This is a genomic window from Sphingobacterium sp. Ag1 (assembly GCF_000988325.1).
In the GTDB taxonomy this organism is placed as follows: Bacteria; Bacteroidota; Bacteroidia; order Sphingobacteriales; family Sphingobacteriaceae; genus Sphingobacterium.
In genome coordinates, this window is record NZ_LBGU01000043.1 from 749,833 (window position 1) to 764,173 (window position 14,341).

13 protein-coding genes and 1 pseudogene are annotated in these 14,341 nt (G+C 41.9%); all 14 read left to right on the forward strand.

Going from position 1 to position 14,341, the window contains the following annotated elements; genetic code table 11:
- Positions 1 to 243: 243 nt before the first annotated feature.
- Positions 244 to 2,523, forward strand: a complete 2,280-nt coding sequence (gene katG / locus AAW12_RS20400) for a catalase/peroxidase HPI (RefSeq protein WP_046675613.1) — start codon at positions 244 to 246, stop codon at positions 2,521 to 2,523.
- A gap of 408 nt (positions 2,524 to 2,931) precedes the next feature.
- A complete protein-coding gene (locus AAW12_RS20405; RefSeq protein WP_046675410.1) occupies positions 2,932 to 3,333 on the forward strand; it encodes a hypothetical protein in 402 nt (133 codons plus the stop codon).
- 82 nt (positions 3,334 to 3,415) lie between these two features.
- Positions 3,416 to 3,760 (forward strand): hydrogenase maturation nickel metallochaperone HypA, encoded by a 345-nt coding sequence (locus tag AAW12_RS20410; protein ID WP_046675411.1) that lies wholly within the window; start codon positions 3,416 to 3,418, stop codon positions 3,758 to 3,760.
- A gap of 11 nt (positions 3,761 to 3,771) precedes the next feature.
- Positions 3,772 to 4,500 carry a hydrogenase nickel incorporation protein HypB gene (hypB, locus tag AAW12_RS20415; protein ID WP_053003869.1) on the forward strand — a complete coding sequence of 243 codons (729 nt, stop codon included), beginning with the start codon at positions 3,772 to 3,774 and terminating at the stop codon, positions 4,498 to 4,500.
- Positions 4,501 to 4,655: 155 nt separating this feature from the next.
- Positions 4,656 to 5,186 (forward strand): hypothetical protein, encoded by a 531-nt coding sequence (locus AAW12_RS20420; protein WP_053003870.1) that lies wholly within the window; start codon positions 4,656 to 4,658, stop codon positions 5,184 to 5,186.
- Positions 5,187 to 6,188: an ABC transporter substrate-binding protein gene (locus AAW12_RS20425; RefSeq protein ID WP_046675412.1), complete on the forward strand. Its 1,002-nt coding sequence runs from the start codon at positions 5,187 to 5,189 to the stop codon at positions 6,186 to 6,188.
- A complete protein-coding gene (locus AAW12_RS20430; protein WP_231585311.1) occupies positions 6,185 to 7,201 on the forward strand; it encodes a FecCD family ABC transporter permease in 1,017 nt (338 codons plus the stop codon). Before AAW12_RS20425 ends, AAW12_RS20430 begins: the two co-directional genes overlap by 4 nt.
- Positions 7,198 to 8,040: an ABC transporter ATP-binding protein gene (locus AAW12_RS20435; protein WP_084823258.1), complete on the forward strand. Its 843-nt coding sequence runs from the start codon at positions 7,198 to 7,200 to the stop codon at positions 8,038 to 8,040. The genes AAW12_RS20430 and AAW12_RS20435 overlap by 4 nt, the downstream gene beginning before the upstream one ends.
- A 95-nt stretch (positions 8,041 to 8,135) precedes the next feature.
- Entirely contained in the window at positions 8,136 to 8,729 is a 594-nt protein-coding gene (locus AAW12_RS20440) for a GNAT family N-acetyltransferase (protein WP_231585312.1), read from the forward strand.
- A gap of 42 nt (positions 8,730 to 8,771) precedes the next feature.
- A complete protein-coding gene (locus AAW12_RS20445; protein WP_053003871.1) occupies positions 8,772 to 11,210 on the forward strand; it encodes a TonB-dependent receptor in 2,439 nt (812 codons plus the stop codon).
- Positions 11,211 to 11,396: 186 nt separating this feature from the next.
- A complete protein-coding gene (locus AAW12_RS20450; protein WP_046675413.1) occupies positions 11,397 to 11,747 on the forward strand; it encodes a hypothetical protein in 351 nt (116 codons plus the stop codon).
- Positions 11,748 to 11,922: 175 nt separating this feature from the next.
- The gene (gene ureA, locus AAW12_RS20455) at positions 11,923 to 12,225 is read left to right on the forward strand and encodes an urease subunit gamma (protein WP_046675414.1); all 303 of its coding nucleotides are present in this window, start codon (positions 11,923 to 11,925) and stop codon (positions 12,223 to 12,225) included.
- Between the two features lie 18 nt (positions 12,226 to 12,243).
- A pseudogene (gene ureB, locus AAW12_RS20460) lies at positions 12,244 to 12,549 on the forward strand (urease subunit beta); the annotation flags it as partial.
- A 65-nt stretch (positions 12,550 to 12,614) separates the two neighbouring features.
- On the forward strand, positions 12,615 to 14,336 hold the full coding sequence (gene ureC, locus AAW12_RS20465) for an urease subunit alpha (RefSeq protein WP_046675416.1): 1,722 nt from the start codon (positions 12,615 to 12,617) through the stop codon (positions 14,334 to 14,336).
- The last annotated feature ends 5 nt before the right edge of the window (positions 14,337 to 14,341 follow it).

A 14,341-nucleotide genomic window follows, 5' to 3' on the forward strand; every position in this document is an offset into this window, starting at 1 on the left:
AATTATAGAATAGTAAAAGAATCGCTTTTGTTTTTCAGACTTCCAAAAATCGTCATATTCTAGCTGCTCATTAAAAGATGATTTTTAGTATTTTATATAATTATATATTGTGTATATAGATTTTGATTATAGTGTATCGAATCATTCGATGTACAAGTGGGATCTCATTTGTGTAATTTTATGAAAGTGGGAGTCAAACAATTTGATCACTTAAGATATTATATAAATAAACTTTCTTTTCATATGGACAACAACGAAAAAGACATTAGCAAATGCCCATTTCATAATGGTGCGATGCGCAACGCCGTTGCGGGAGGGGGAACTCAAAATCAGGACTGGTGGCCAAATAGACTTCGTGTAGATCTGTTGAGACAACACGCGAGCAAGTCAAATCCGATGGACGAGGGCTTTGATTATGCGGAAGCATTTAAACAATTGGATTTAGAAGCCGTAAAAAGAGATTTGCATGCCTTGATGACCGATTCGCAGGACTGGTGGCCTGCTGACTTTGGACATTATGGACCATTATTCATCCGGATGGCTTGGCATAGTGCAGGAACCTATCGGGTAAGCGATGGTCGAGGCGGAGCTGGGTCTGGGCAACAACGTTTTGCACCACTGAATAGCTGGCCTGATAATGTGAGTTTGGACAAAGCGCGTCGCCTGTTGTGGCCTATCAAACAAAAATATGGTAAAAATATCTCCTGGGCAGATTTATTGATTTTAACAGGTAATGTTGCTTTAGAGTCTATGGGCTTCAAGACTTTTGGTTATTCTGGTGGACGTGTGGATGCTTTTGAACCTGAATTGGATGTCTATTGGGGTTCTGAAAAAACATGGTTGGGTGGTGATGTACGCTATGCTCATGGTTCAGAAGGCGTAGTGGAATCACACGGTGTATTATCTGCCGATGATGATGCGGATGGTAAACAACATTCGCGCAATCTTGAAAAACCGTTGGCAGCGGTACAGATGGGATTAATTTATGTTAATCCGGAAGGACCAGACGGAAATCCAGATCCTATCGCTGCAGCAAAAGATATACGGGATACTTTTGGTCGGATGGCGATGGACGATGAGGAAACTGTCGCTTTGATTGCTGGAGGGCATACGTTTGGAAAAACACACGGAGCAGGACCTGCCGACAATGTCGGAAAAGAACCTGAAGCAGCCGGCATTGAACAACAAGGGCTTGGTTGGAAAAGTACCTATGGCAGTGGAGTAGGAGCAGATGCGATCACGAGTGGCTTGGAGGTTATTTGGACACAGAAACCGACAGAATGGACCAATCTCTTTTTTAAAAATCTCTTCGAAAATGAATGGGAGTTAACAAAGAGTCCTGCAGGAGCGCATCAATGGGTAGCCAAAGGAGCTGATTCGACTATTCCAGATCCTTTTGATCCAACTAAAAAACGTAGGCCAACGATGCTGACGACAGATTTGTCCTTGCGTTTTGATCCAATTTATGAAAAGATCTCGCGTAAATTTTACGAAGATCAAGACGCATTTGCTGATGCATTCGCTCGCGCCTGGTTTAAATTGACGCACCGTGATTTGGGACCACGAGAGCGTTATTTAGGTGCCGAAGTTCCTGCTGAGGAATTATTGTGGCAAGATCCTATTCCTGCTGTCGATCATGTTTTGGTCGATGCTGATGATATTAACACATTGAAATCTGCCCTATTGAACGCGGGGCTCAGCACTGCAGAGCTCGTAACGACCGCTTGGGCTTCAGCTTCTACTTTCCGTGGATCTGACAAGAGAGGTGGTGCAAACGGTGCGCGGATACGGTTGGCTCCGCAGCGTTATTGGCAAGTAAATAATCCAGCACAATTGCAAAAAGTTCTTACGGCGCTTGAGCAAATTCAACAGGACTTTAATGGAAAGCAACAGGGCGGAAAGAAGATCTCATTGGCTGACTTAATTGTCTTAGGTGGTGTTGCTGCGATAGAGCAGGCCGCTCGTGCAGCTGGACATGCTGTCAACGTACCGTTCCATCCGGGGCGTATGGATGCATCACAGGAGCAGACTGATGTAGAATCCATGGGCTATCTTGAGCCAATTGCGGATGGATTTAGAAATTACCGTAAAGGTGCTTATACCGTGTCTACGGAATCATTATTGATCGACAAAGCGCAATCACTCACGCTATCTGTTCCGGAACTAACGGTATTGATCGGCGGACTTCGTGTTCTTCAGGCAAATTTTGATGGTTCTGCATTAGGAGTGATGACAGATCGGCCAGGCCAATTGACGAATGACTTTTTTGTCAATCTATTGGATATGGGAACAGCTTGGAAAGCCATCTCTCCGGATCGGGAAGTTTTTGAAGGATCAGATCGTAAATCTGGTGTTAAAAAATGGGAAGCCGGACGTGCAGATCTTGTTTTTGGTTCCAACGCTGAACTGAGAGCTGTTGCTGAAATATATGGCAGTGCCGATGCAAAAGATAAATTCGTACAAGATTTTGTGAAGGCATGGACTAAAGTGATGGAGTTAGACCGTTTTGATCTGCATCGCTAATTGTTAAGAATATCAGTTTTTCAAGAAGCCAGGTCCGACGCGAACCTGGCTTCTTGTTATTTTAGATTTATCCAGATAACCCTGAAATTAACCTTTTGCTCCTGCGCTAAGATTGGCTCAGATTTTTTATGATGTACTTGACCAATATTTATCGCTATGGTCTACGACATGGACCAATTTATTTAATGAGAATAGCAACCAAAAAAGAACCAATTTTTGCCTCTAATATCATTTTAATCTCACTTTAACCAAATTTTAATTTAATATATGAAGAATTATGGAATTTTCTTTGGGTGTTTCCTATTTTGTGAAATAAAATTCAAGATTTGTGCTACTTTTTCTTCTTTGATCGGTAGTAACTTTGTAATGGTTTCAAAGGAATCTTTGATACATTGTTAGGTTAAAGCTATGTGGAAGCACTTTATTTTTCTATTTGCAGCACTGTTGTTCTCATTTAAGAATTTAAATGCAAACAGTCTTGTACTGAAAAGTGAAAGTGTCGAATCCCAGTTTTTATCTGCAAAAACTCCTTCCAACAATGCGGACCATACACACATCGTCCATTTTCATAAAGATCATAGTCAATTTTGTTCGCTTTACCCATCGCTTCAATCCATTGTTGCGGAATTGGACGCCGAAGTGGCGCAAGATTGGTTGATGGAGCGTTGGTTGGTTACGGTTGATTTGCTATGGCATGAACTTCTGCCATCCCCACAACAGAAAGATTATCGGTATGAACATACCCTTGATCTAGAGCATATACCCATCGCTCGATTTTTGCTGTTTGAGCAAATCAAAATTCCATGCTAAAGCATACGCTTTTCTTCAAATCATACAGGCAAGGAGAACTGTCATTTCTTTTCTAAATTTATTTATTTCTTAAAATATACCAATGCACGAGCTAAGTATAGTAAAGGATATTTTTGATACGTTGACCTCGCATTATGAGGCTAGGGTAGATGATATTCAAAAAATTCAAGTTACAGCAGGGTTGTTATCCAACGTCCAGCCTGTATTGATCCAAAATGCATTTGATGCTTTTATTGCCGAAAATACGCAATACCAAGATATGGAAATGGAAGTCGTTGTAAACGATATCATTGCATATTGTGAACATTGTCAGAAAAACTTCCCGGTTCATTTTCATCGATTTGTATGTGATTGCGGACAAGCTTCTAGTACAATTGTTCAAGGGAATGAACTCTATATATCAAAAGTAATTTTTAAACAAGACTAAAATCGTTTATCATGTCAGACAATACTTCAAATCCTAAAAGTTTAGGTAACCGTGTAGGTTCGGTTCAATGTGAAAATACAACGCTACATTTATTAAAAGCAAATGATTTTGTCGCAAAAGCCATCCGCGATAGACTGAAAGACGTTTGTGTGATCAATGTATGTTCTTCTCCGGGTTCGGGTAAAACCACCTTGATGCAAGAAACGGGAAAACGTTTGGCCAAAGATCTGAATATTGCTGTTTTGGTGGGTGATCCGGAAACCGAACGTGATGCGGTTCGTATGCGTGAGGTAGGCATTAATGCATTGCAGATTGTCACTGGCGGAATGTGTCATATTGAGGCACAGATGATCTTACAAGCCTTGGATCATATCAATATCGAAGGAATAGACCTGCTGTTTATTGAGAACGTCGGGAATTTATTGTGTCCATCAGCATTTGATTTGGGAGAAGATTACCGCGTGACCTTATTGGCGACCACAGAAGGGGACGATAAACCGAAAAAATACCCACGTATGTTTTTAACAAGCGAATTGATGTTGGTTTCCAAAGCTGATTTATTGCCATATGTACCTTTCTCGGTAGATGCGGTAACGAAAGATGCGCGCGAGGTGAACCCCAATTTGGAAGTTATTACAATCAGTACATTAAATGGTGACGGTCTTGATACCTGGTGTGATTGGTTGAAAGAAAGAGTTCAGGCGAAAAAAGATCAATATAAGGCGCTTGAAGTAAAATAACGGCCAATTGATAAAAAGAGTGGTATAGCAATGATCCGCGCTTCATTGTTATACTGTATATGTTGACATGTTATTTGTGTTTAGAGGAAATAGATTTGACGGAGAACGAAACTGTGTCAGTGCCGTTAAGGAAATGAAGAAGATAGGTTTACAATATGAATGAGCTACCTGTACCAATAGATAAAATTGTAGCAAAGCATGAGTTTGCTCTTAGTCAAGTCGATCAAGTGTATCTTGAATGGTATGAAGTCCACAAAAGGCGCCTAACACGCAATACAACGGGCGGAAAGACAATCTTTATGCAATTGGAGAAAGGTGCGGAATGGCGTCATGGCGATGCTTTATTTCATCAGGAAACGCTACAGGCGATCCTGGTTGTCAAGCCTACGTTGACCATAAGATTCAATCCAATAGATTTGGTGCAGCTTGCAGATTTTGGTTATTTTATCGGAAACAGACATCTGCCCATATTCAACGTAACAGATGCCCAATCACTTCGTCTTCCTTACGATGGACGGCTCTATGAGCAGGTCCTGGCAAAGTATGGAACCTCGATTCAATTGGAGGAAGCCTTACTGTTATCCGAGAATTTGATTCGACTGCAGGCGAGAAATAAAAAGAAAGCAGATTTAAGCGGAACAGATGAACATGTTGATCCGCGTGAGCAAGTCCTAAAAAATAAGTAGATGAAAGTGAATCGTATTATACCTGTATTGCTTTTGGCATGTTTGTGTTTGGTGAGCGCCTGCCAAAATCGGCAAGCAGGTACGGTCAGCAATCAAGTGAAAGCTGTCGACAGCCGTGGAAAAGAAGTGGTATTAGCGCATACGGCACAACGTGTGGTTGTATTATTTCCGTCCCTTGTTGATGAAGTCTACATGTTGGGTGCTGAAAATAGCCTTGTTGGTATTCCTGAACAGGTTTATCATGTCGAAGATACCTATAAGTTTTTGTCCAAATTGGATGATAGGATCGCAAAAAAAACACTGGCGACACCTACTTTCGCAGGCCAGGCAAATAATGTGGAAAGCATAGTGAGCTTAAACCCTGACCTTGTTTTGACATTCAATACCGATCAGGATAATATTTCCCAACTAGAAGATCTTGGAATTCCCGTGTTCACTTTTTCTTCGCAGGATGAAAAAAGTATTTTTAATGAACTGACAGGGATGGGAGTATTACTCGGAAAGAAAGCGCGAGCGGAAGAAATTGTTAAGTTTGTTTCGGCGGAGATCAAAAAAATGACTGCTCCCAAGGATCAAATACAGAAGAAGGTTTATTACGCTTGGTCTAAAGGTCGGGTCCTTTCGACATCCGGTCGTGGTAGTTTGATTGATATGGCGATCCGCCTTTCGGGCGCAGCTAACGCCTGTCCGTTGGAAATGGAAGCCCCAAATGTCGGCGCAGAGACAATTTATAAATGGAATCCGGACCTCATTATTCTTTGGAATTCTACATTGGCAGATGTCTATAACTTAAAGGAACTCGCGGCCTTACCGGCAGTGCGAAATAAACAGGTATTTGTGATGTCACCATCGTTTCCATTCGACCCACATACCGTCAAATTTATGCTTTTTGCCAAACAGATAAGGCATTGGTGTTTTTCGGATTATACGAAACAGCAACTTGACCAGGATATGGCTATCGCTTTTGAAAAACTTTACGGTAAAGCGGGACTACTTCAATGATGCATCAATTAAAAAAGCTGTTATTACTCGTTGTTCTACCATTGTTGGTTTTATTGTTTTCCCTATTGGTGGGCTCAAGCCAGAATATTGGTTTTGTTGAGCTCTGCCAACGCATTGGATCGGAAGTGGGGGGATATTTAAGTCACCCTACTGCGGTATTGAAGGATAATATGGATACCATATTGTGGCAGGTACGTTTACCACGGATTCTGCTGACCTTTATGGTCGGAGCTGCTCTAGCGTCGTCCGGCGGAATCTTGCAGGCCATTTTTAGGAATCCAATCGTTGATCCCTTTACATTGGGTATTTCTTCGGGATCTGCTTTTGGGGCCGCCTTGGCTATGTTGTTTCCGCTATTGCCGGTCAATATATCCGCATTTTTGTTTGGTGTATGTGCTGTGGGGTTGACTTATTTTGTTTCAAATGCTGGTTTGAAAACCTCGATTATTGGGATGGTATTGGCAGGAATGGTTATTTCCGGTGTATTTACAGCCATGTTAACCTTGTTGCAATACATCAGTGATCCCTATAAATTACAAGCTATTGTACAATGGACAATGGGGAATCTGCATACGGCCTCCTGGTCGAAAGTGCAGCATGCTTTTCTGCCGATAACGATAGGATTGGCTATCCTGATTCTGTTTCGTTGGAAGCTGAATCTTTTAGCCTTGGGCGATCAAGAAGCCATTGCTGTTGGCGTCAATCCGAAACTGTTGAAACTGGGATTTATTGCTGTAGCTACACTAATTACAGCATCAGCCGTTGCAGCTGTAGGGGTAATAAGTCTATTTGGATTAATTGTTCCACATATCAGCCGGATGATCTTTGGCCCCAATAACAATATTGTTGTGTGGGCAAATATCAGTATTGGTGGTACTTTTCTTCTACTGATCGATGATTTTTCCAGGGCGGTCATGCCATTTGAAATTCCGATCGGTGTATTTACAATGATTATTGGCGCTCCCTTGTTTATTTACCTGATGCGTCGTAATGAAATCAACTGGAATTCATGAGTAATTCGATTCATATCAACAACCTTTCTTTTGCCTACGGCAAGGATATCATTTTAAATGATGTAACCATGTCATTCCCAAAAGGAAAGCTTTCTGTTATTCTCGGTCGGAATGGAAGTGGTAAATCTACGCTGTTCAATATTATTGCAGGGCTGGAAAAAAAATATGATGGATCGGTTCTTATTAATGAAACGGAGCGTCGCGATTGGAAGGTTGGTCGGGCTAATTCATTGAAATTGGGTTTTCTGAACCAGTTCCATCAGACCACATTTCCTTTTAGCGTTGTTGATGTTATTCTGACGGGACGAGCTTCATTTTCTCGTTTTTCACCAAGTAAAGAAGACTTCGAGGCAGTAGAACAGATCTTGGATAAATTTAACCTCACACACTTAAAGGACAAACCCTATACGTCGTTGTCTGGAGGGGAGCGACAATTGGTGTTACTATGTCGGGTATTGGTACAGCAACCTGATTTATTATTGCTTGATGAGCCTACGAATCATTTGGATCTGAAATATCAGATTGCGGTGCTGCAGACCGCCAAGGAGCTGGTCAAGGAAGGAACAACCGTGTTATGTGTAATGCACGACCCTAATATGGCGTTTCTTTTTGGTGATCATTTTTATCTGATGAAAGACAATAGGCTTGTGGACCTCCACGGTCTGGATCGGGAACAAGTAAGAAATTTATTGGAACAGACCTATCAACTTCCATTGATTAGTTTGGAGAATCAAAAGAAGTGGATGTTTGTTCCGAGGCTGAGTGGCGCTGCGGCATTTGAACCTATGGTGGAGGCACAACATAGTCCAGCAACGGTCACTGAGATGAATACCCTCTGATGAAGTGCTGGAGTAAGCGCCTTTGTAAAAACATCATGGATTGTAGGTAAGATGCCCAGTTTACGGGGCGATTATTTTAAAATAGCGATAACACTATGAATATATTTAAAGACAGTGGCCATATATTGATTGAAAATAAACGGATGAGTAAGCGATCTCTTCCCGCTCAACCTCAGTTGAAAAATATAACCATATCTCGTGTTGAAGAGGAGGATATTGATGTCGTATTACCTTATGTCATTGAATTTCGGAAACAGTTGTTCCCCATGTTGGATTCCAATAAGCTTCCTAAGGATCTACTCGCATTTTCAGCCGTATATCTTGAGGCTGAAGCTGCTGCATTCTTGCAGGCAAAAGATCATCGGGGTAATTTGATCGGCGTCGTTGGTATGTCGGCTTATGATTACCGTTTTCCGCATTTGGATATAGATAGAAGGAAAACGGTAGAAGTTGCGCGACTTTTTGTGGATCCGAGTTACCGTAGGTCCGGTTTAGGAACAGCCTTATTCAAGGGCTTGGTCGCTGTAGCTAAGGAGAAAAGTATTGAAAGGCTTTATTTACATACGCACCCATTCTTGGCAGGAGCCTATGAGTTTTGGGGAAAACAGGGCTTTCAATTAAAGGACTTTTGTAATGAATCGAATTTTCCAACGATTCACATGGAATTATTCATTGATCGTATTGCTTAACCCCAATTTGGGTAATCCCCAAAAAAAAGAAAAATTATTCGAATGAACAACGTGATGAAAGCGCTAGCTTTCGCTTTATTGACAAGTGCTTCCGTACCGGGAGCTGTATATGCACAACAAGGTGTAGCATTATTTGGAAAAATTCAGGATGAAAACGGTGATCCCATCGCTGGGGTTACACTGACCTTAGTCGGTGGACAACAACAGACAAGTTCTAATGCTCAGGGCGAATTTAGTTTTACAGGAATAATTTCTTTTCCTGTACAGTTACGTGCAGATGCAATTGGTTATAAGCCTGTATTGCTGGATTTGAACGCCGCTAGCTGGAATGCAAAAAAAGGAGTTCGATTACTGATGGTAGCCGGTGATAATACCTTGGATGAGGTATTGGTAACAGGTAGACGCAACAATTCCTATTTGACAAATGACATGGAGTTGGGCGGAAAATTTGCTGGAAAATTAAAAGATCTTCCACAATCTGTTGCTGTTTTAAGTAAGGAATTTATAGAGGATAAGCAGGCATTCACTACTGGGGCATTGGTTCAGGATTTGGCTGGTGTGACCGAAGCATCTTCCTATGATGATGTTGTCATTCGTGGCTTTAAAAGCGGTTATGAAACGGGTGTACGGCTTGTCAATGGCTTACGCTCGGGGTATGGTTATGGTAACAGTTATTATAACTCTCCCTTAACAATCAATCTTGAAAATATCGAGGTTTTGAAAGGGCCAGGAGCATCCTTGTTTGGAGATATCGTACCGGGTGGTACGATTAACATGACGACCAAGAAGCCTTTGGAAGATTTTAGAGGGCATGTGAATTTTTCAGGTGGTAGTTTTGAAACGATGCGAACAACTGTGGATCTCGGTGGACCTCTGGACAGTGCCAAACGTATTTTATATCGTTTTAATGCGGGTTACGAAGATACAAAGACTTTCCGAGATGTAAATCGCCAGAAACGAGTCATGGTGGCTCCTTCGTTCACCTTTAAACCAGCTGAGGGCACGGTGGTGGATATTGATATGGTGTATAATCAGTTCAACGGTTATCTTGATCGGGGAATGGGTATTAAGGAAAATAACTTTTATGCTTTGCCAAGATCATTTACGTTGAGCCAGCCTTCCGATTTTTATAATTCCAAGACTTTTTCGTTAAACGGCCGCTTGTCTCAGCGTCTGGCAGAACATGTTAGCTTGAATCTGAGCTACATGAAATCCATCTATCAGGAGGATGTCAACGAACATCGGACAATGAACACCTTTGCTGATGCGCCACATAATACCATTATGAATATGCGTTTTTTTGATCGTCATGGACGTGACTATACAGATAATGTTGTGGGTTATGTTAAGTGGGATCTTTTGGGTGATCGGGTTGATCATCATTTAGTTGCGGGAGTTGATTTTGCACAGTATCGGGGCGACAAAGAAAATCAATTGCGGGAGGCGCGGCAGCAAACTGTAGATGGCAAAGTTGTCCCGTTGACTTTTGACTTGAACAATCCCACTTATACAACGCATGACCTGACTAATTATGTGTGGCGCACGGGAGTCGCTTATCCTTTTTTAAGCCCTTATAAAACAACAGGTAAATATATTCAGGATCAAATCAGCATTGACGACCGATTGAAACTTATTTTAGGTCTACGTCATGAACACTATTCTTCTGAAACACTTGATGGACAAAATCGTTTTCATGCGACACAAAATGCCTTATTACCGCGTTTCGGTGTGACCTATGGAATCAATAAGCAGATTAATTATTTTGCAAGTTATTCACAGGGCTTTGTGCCTGTGGGTGCCAATTTTATTCAGAACTATAAAGATTACGGAGCTGATAAACCCTTTGATGCCGAGCGGAGTTTCCAGGTGGAAACGGGGATGAAGGCGGTTTTTTTTAAAGAGCAATTGCAAGTTGATCTTTCCTTATTCCGAATTGAACGACGGAATATGCTCATTGCCACAGGGGCTATCAATGATTCAGGGCTGCCGGAGTATAGACAATCTGGCAAAGCGTTATCCCAGGGGGTCGAACTCGATGTCCGTGGGCAGTTGACACGTGAGTTCCAGATTATGGCCAATTATACCTATAACGATACGGAGGTAAAATCTTCCTCTGTTCCTGCTGAAATAGGGCAGTCCCTGCCGGGAGCACCCAAAAATATGGCGAGTGCCTGGTTGAAATATGTGTTTTCAACTAGTACATTAAAAGGTTTGGGTTTTGGCGCCGGTGTTTACTATGTAGATCGTAAAAGGATGGATAACAGTATCGGAAAGGATAGCGAAGGAAATGCACTTTGGGGACAATGGCCTTCGTATACCACTGTAAATGCTGCTGCATATTACCACATTGGTGCGATGAAAATGGCGTTAAATCTGAACAATGTATTCGATCAATATTACTTTTTAGGTGGTTTTGACTACACACGGGCCTTTGCTGGTGCACCGCGAAATGTCATGGTATCAGTGGGTTACTCTTTTTAATGCTGAAATAGTAATCTATAGCCGCCATAGCGGGCTTTTTCAACAAATTTGGACTATTTAATTCAAGATTTGTGCTAGTCAAGTAGCCCGCTTTGGTTGTAAATTTGAACAACAAATAATAGTATTGTGAACACAAGAATGAGGTATAGTTTAGTCTTTTTAGTTTTTCTTTTGAGCACCCTGCTCATGAAAGGAATAGCTATGCCATCGCATTCTACTGTTCAGCATTTACCCCTCGTCCGCCTAAGTCTGTCGACACTTCAAGCTCATCTAGAAAAAGGTTCAGGAAATACCGAGCGGGAAAACTTGGTTGCTGCGGTTAAAGATCATGATTTCTATGATATTACTGAGCAGATGGACCTCAAGGATGAATGGAGCAAGCTGCTCTATTGGGGGGTGCTTTCAATTTGTCTTTTTGTATTCTGCTATCCTGTATGTCTCAAAATTCAGAATAACAGAAGGCCTTACATGGATCGATTGATCCTTCCGCCAAAATATATTCTTTTCCAAAGTTTAAAGATCCCGTTTCTGGGATAAAAATTTCCATTTCTTACAAGGGTTGAGAAGAGACAGACCTTGCGCTGCATAAGGGTGTAATCTGTCCTTTTAATCACGATTTTGAACGATTTTTTTAAGTCGTATGACCTTGTCGTGACCTGTACCCACCGTGACTTGTTTTTAATTCGAATAACAACAATTTAAATAAATTTATATGCATTTATTACCTAGAGAGACAGAGAAGCTATTGCTTCATCTTGCCGGCGAACTAGCGAAAAAACGTAAAGCTAGAGGACTTAAATTAAACTATCCGGAGTCTATTGCATTGATCAGTAGTGAACTATTGGAAGCCGCTCGTGACGGACGTACTGTCGCCGATTTAATGCAGTATGGTGCAACATTGTTGACACGTGAAGATGTTATGGAAGGTGTGCCCGACATGATTCATGATGTACAGATAGAAGCTACATTTCCAGATGGTACAAAACTGGTTACTGTTCATAACCCGATTCGCTAATTGTTAAAAATATAATCTATGATCCCAGGAGAATTTTTTATTGCAGATGGCTATGTGATCTGCAATGAAGGTAGAGAAGTTACTACAATAGAAGTTACCAACACTGGTGACAGACCAATTCAGGTAGGCTCACATTTTCACTTTTTCGAAGTGAATAAAATGATGGAATTTGATCGTGAGAAAGCTTTTGGTAAACGATTGAACATTATTGCCAGCACAGCAGTACGGTTTGAACCCGGTGAGACAAAAGAGATTGAGTTGGTACCGTATGCAGGTGGCCGAAATATCTATGGTCACAACGATTTGGTGAATGGTAATACCGAAACTGAGGTTGCGAAAGCAAATGCGCTGAAAAAAGTAAAAGAACAAGGCTTTAAAAATAAAGTATCATGAGTTTGAAAGTAAAAAAAATCAATTATAGCGCCATTTTTGGCCCTACAACAGGAGATAAAGTTCGTTTAGGAGATACCGATATCATTGTTGAGGTGGAGAAAGACTATGCTCATTATGGTGATGAAGCTAAGTTTGGCGGTGGTAAAACGGTACGTGACGGGATGTGTCAGTCTTCCATTCAGAAGCGTGATGAAGGAACATTAGATTTGGTCATCACCGGTGCCATTGTGATTGACCACTGGGGAATAGTAAAAGGTGATATCGGTATCAAAGATGGTAAGATTGTCGGTGTGGGGCGCGCAGGGAACCCTGATACCATGGACAATATTACACCCAACATGATTATTGGCGCATCTACAGAGGTACATGGTGGTGCTGGATATATTGTTACACCAGGAGGTATTGATACACACATCCATTACATCAGCCCTACACAGATTGAGACCGCTTTGTATAGTGGGGTAACAACAATGATAGGTGGCGGAACTGGTCCCGCAGATGGAACAAATGCAACTACGGTAACTCCAGGAAAGTGGAATATACGGCGCATGTTACAAGCGGTTGAAGACCTTCCGATGAACTTTGGTTTCTTTGGAAAAGGTAATGTGGGGACAGAGCAACCAATTGTGGAGCAAATCGAAGCAGGAGCTTTGGGGGTAAAAATCCACGAGGATTGGGGAGCGACTCCGGCAACGATAGATCGTGCACTTACAGTTGCTGATAAATACGATGTGCAGGTGGCCATCCATACGGATACACTGAATGAAGCGGGTTTCCTAGAAGATACTATTCAAGCTATCAATGGACGTGTCATCCATACATTCCACACCGAGGGTGCTGGTGGCGGTCACGCTCCAGATATCATCAAATCTGCGATGTATCCAAACGTCTTGCCGGCATCGACCAATCCAACACGTCCATTCACTAAAAATACGATTGACGAGCACTTGGATATGCTGATGGTTTGTCACCACTTGAGTAAAGAAATTCCGGAAGACGTAGCTTTTGCCGATTCTCGTATCCGTCCAGAAACGATTGCTGCTGAGGATGTACTGCAAGATCGTGGTGTATTCAGTATCATGAGCTCGGATTCACAGGCAATGGGTCGTGTAGGTGAAGTCATCACACGGACTTGGCAGACTGCAGACAAGATGAAGAAACAAGTCGGTCCGTTACCTGAAGACGAAGGTAAAGACAACGATAATTTCCGTGCACGTCGCTATGTAGCGAAATATACCATCAACCCAGCAATTGCTCACGGCATTTCCAACTATGTTGGTTCAATCGAGCCTGGTAAAATTGCCGATATGGTTATCTGGCGTCCAGATCTATTCGGTGCAAAACCAGAAATTATTGTGAAAGGAGGAATGATCATCGCTGCTAAAATGGGGGATGCAAATGCTTCTATTCCTACACCGCAGCCTATTATCCTTAGAACCATGTTTGCCGGATTAGGAAAGGCTGTGCATCGTACCTGCTTTAACTTTGTCTCTAAAGTGGCTTTTGAAAAAGGCATTAAGGATGAATATCGTTTGGAACGCTCCTTGTTACCTGTGGAAAATTGTCGAAATATCTCCAAAAAAGATATGATCCATAATGATGCTACACCTGAAATTATCGTCAATCCGGAGAATTATGAGGTAAGTCTTGACGGCGAGATCTTGCGGTCGAAACCTGTGGATACCGTTTCGTTGGGACAACGATACTTCTTGTTTTAACCCTA

Bases quoted from the DNA above. Each gene is read 5' to 3' on its own strand.
- AAW12_RS20420 (WP_053003870.1), top strand. From the start codon at position 4,656: ATGAATGAGCTACCTGTACCAATAGATAAAATTGTAGCAAAGCATGAG.
- AAW12_RS20440 (WP_231585312.1), top strand. From the start codon at position 8,136: ATGAATATATTTAAAGACAGTGGCCATATATTGATTGAAAATAAACGG.
- AAW12_RS20405 (WP_046675410.1), top strand. From the start codon at position 2,932: ATGTGGAAGCACTTTATTTTTCTATTTGCAGCACTGTTGTTCTCATTT.
- ureA (WP_046675414.1), top strand. From the start codon at position 11,923: ATGCATTTATTACCTAGAGAGACAGAGAAGCTATTGCTTCATCTTGCC.
- AAW12_RS20445 (WP_053003871.1), top strand. From the start codon at position 8,772: ATGAACAACGTGATGAAAGCGCTAGCTTTCGCTTTATTGACAAGTGCT.
- AAW12_RS20410 (WP_046675411.1), top strand. From the start codon at position 3,416: ATGCACGAGCTAAGTATAGTAAAGGATATTTTTGATACGTTGACCTCG.
- ureC (WP_046675416.1), top strand. From the start codon at position 12,615: ATGAGTTTGAAAGTAAAAAAAATCAATTATAGCGCCATTTTTGGCCCT.
- hypB (WP_053003869.1), top strand. From the start codon at position 3,772: ATGTCAGACAATACTTCAAATCCTAAAAGTTTAGGTAACCGTGTAGGT.
- AAW12_RS20435 (WP_084823258.1), top strand. From the start codon at position 7,198: ATGAGTAATTCGATTCATATCAACAACCTTTCTTTTGCCTACGGCAAG.
- katG (WP_046675613.1), top strand. From the start codon at position 244: ATGGACAACAACGAAAAAGACATTAGCAAATGCCCATTTCATAATGGT.
- AAW12_RS20450 (WP_046675413.1), top strand. From the start codon at position 11,397: ATGAAAGGAATAGCTATGCCATCGCATTCTACTGTTCAGCATTTACCC.
- AAW12_RS20430 (WP_231585311.1), top strand. From the start codon at position 6,185: ATGATGCATCAATTAAAAAAGCTGTTATTACTCGTTGTTCTACCATTG.
- AAW12_RS20425 (WP_046675412.1), top strand. From the start codon at position 5,187: ATGAAAGTGAATCGTATTATACCTGTATTGCTTTTGGCATGTTTGTGT.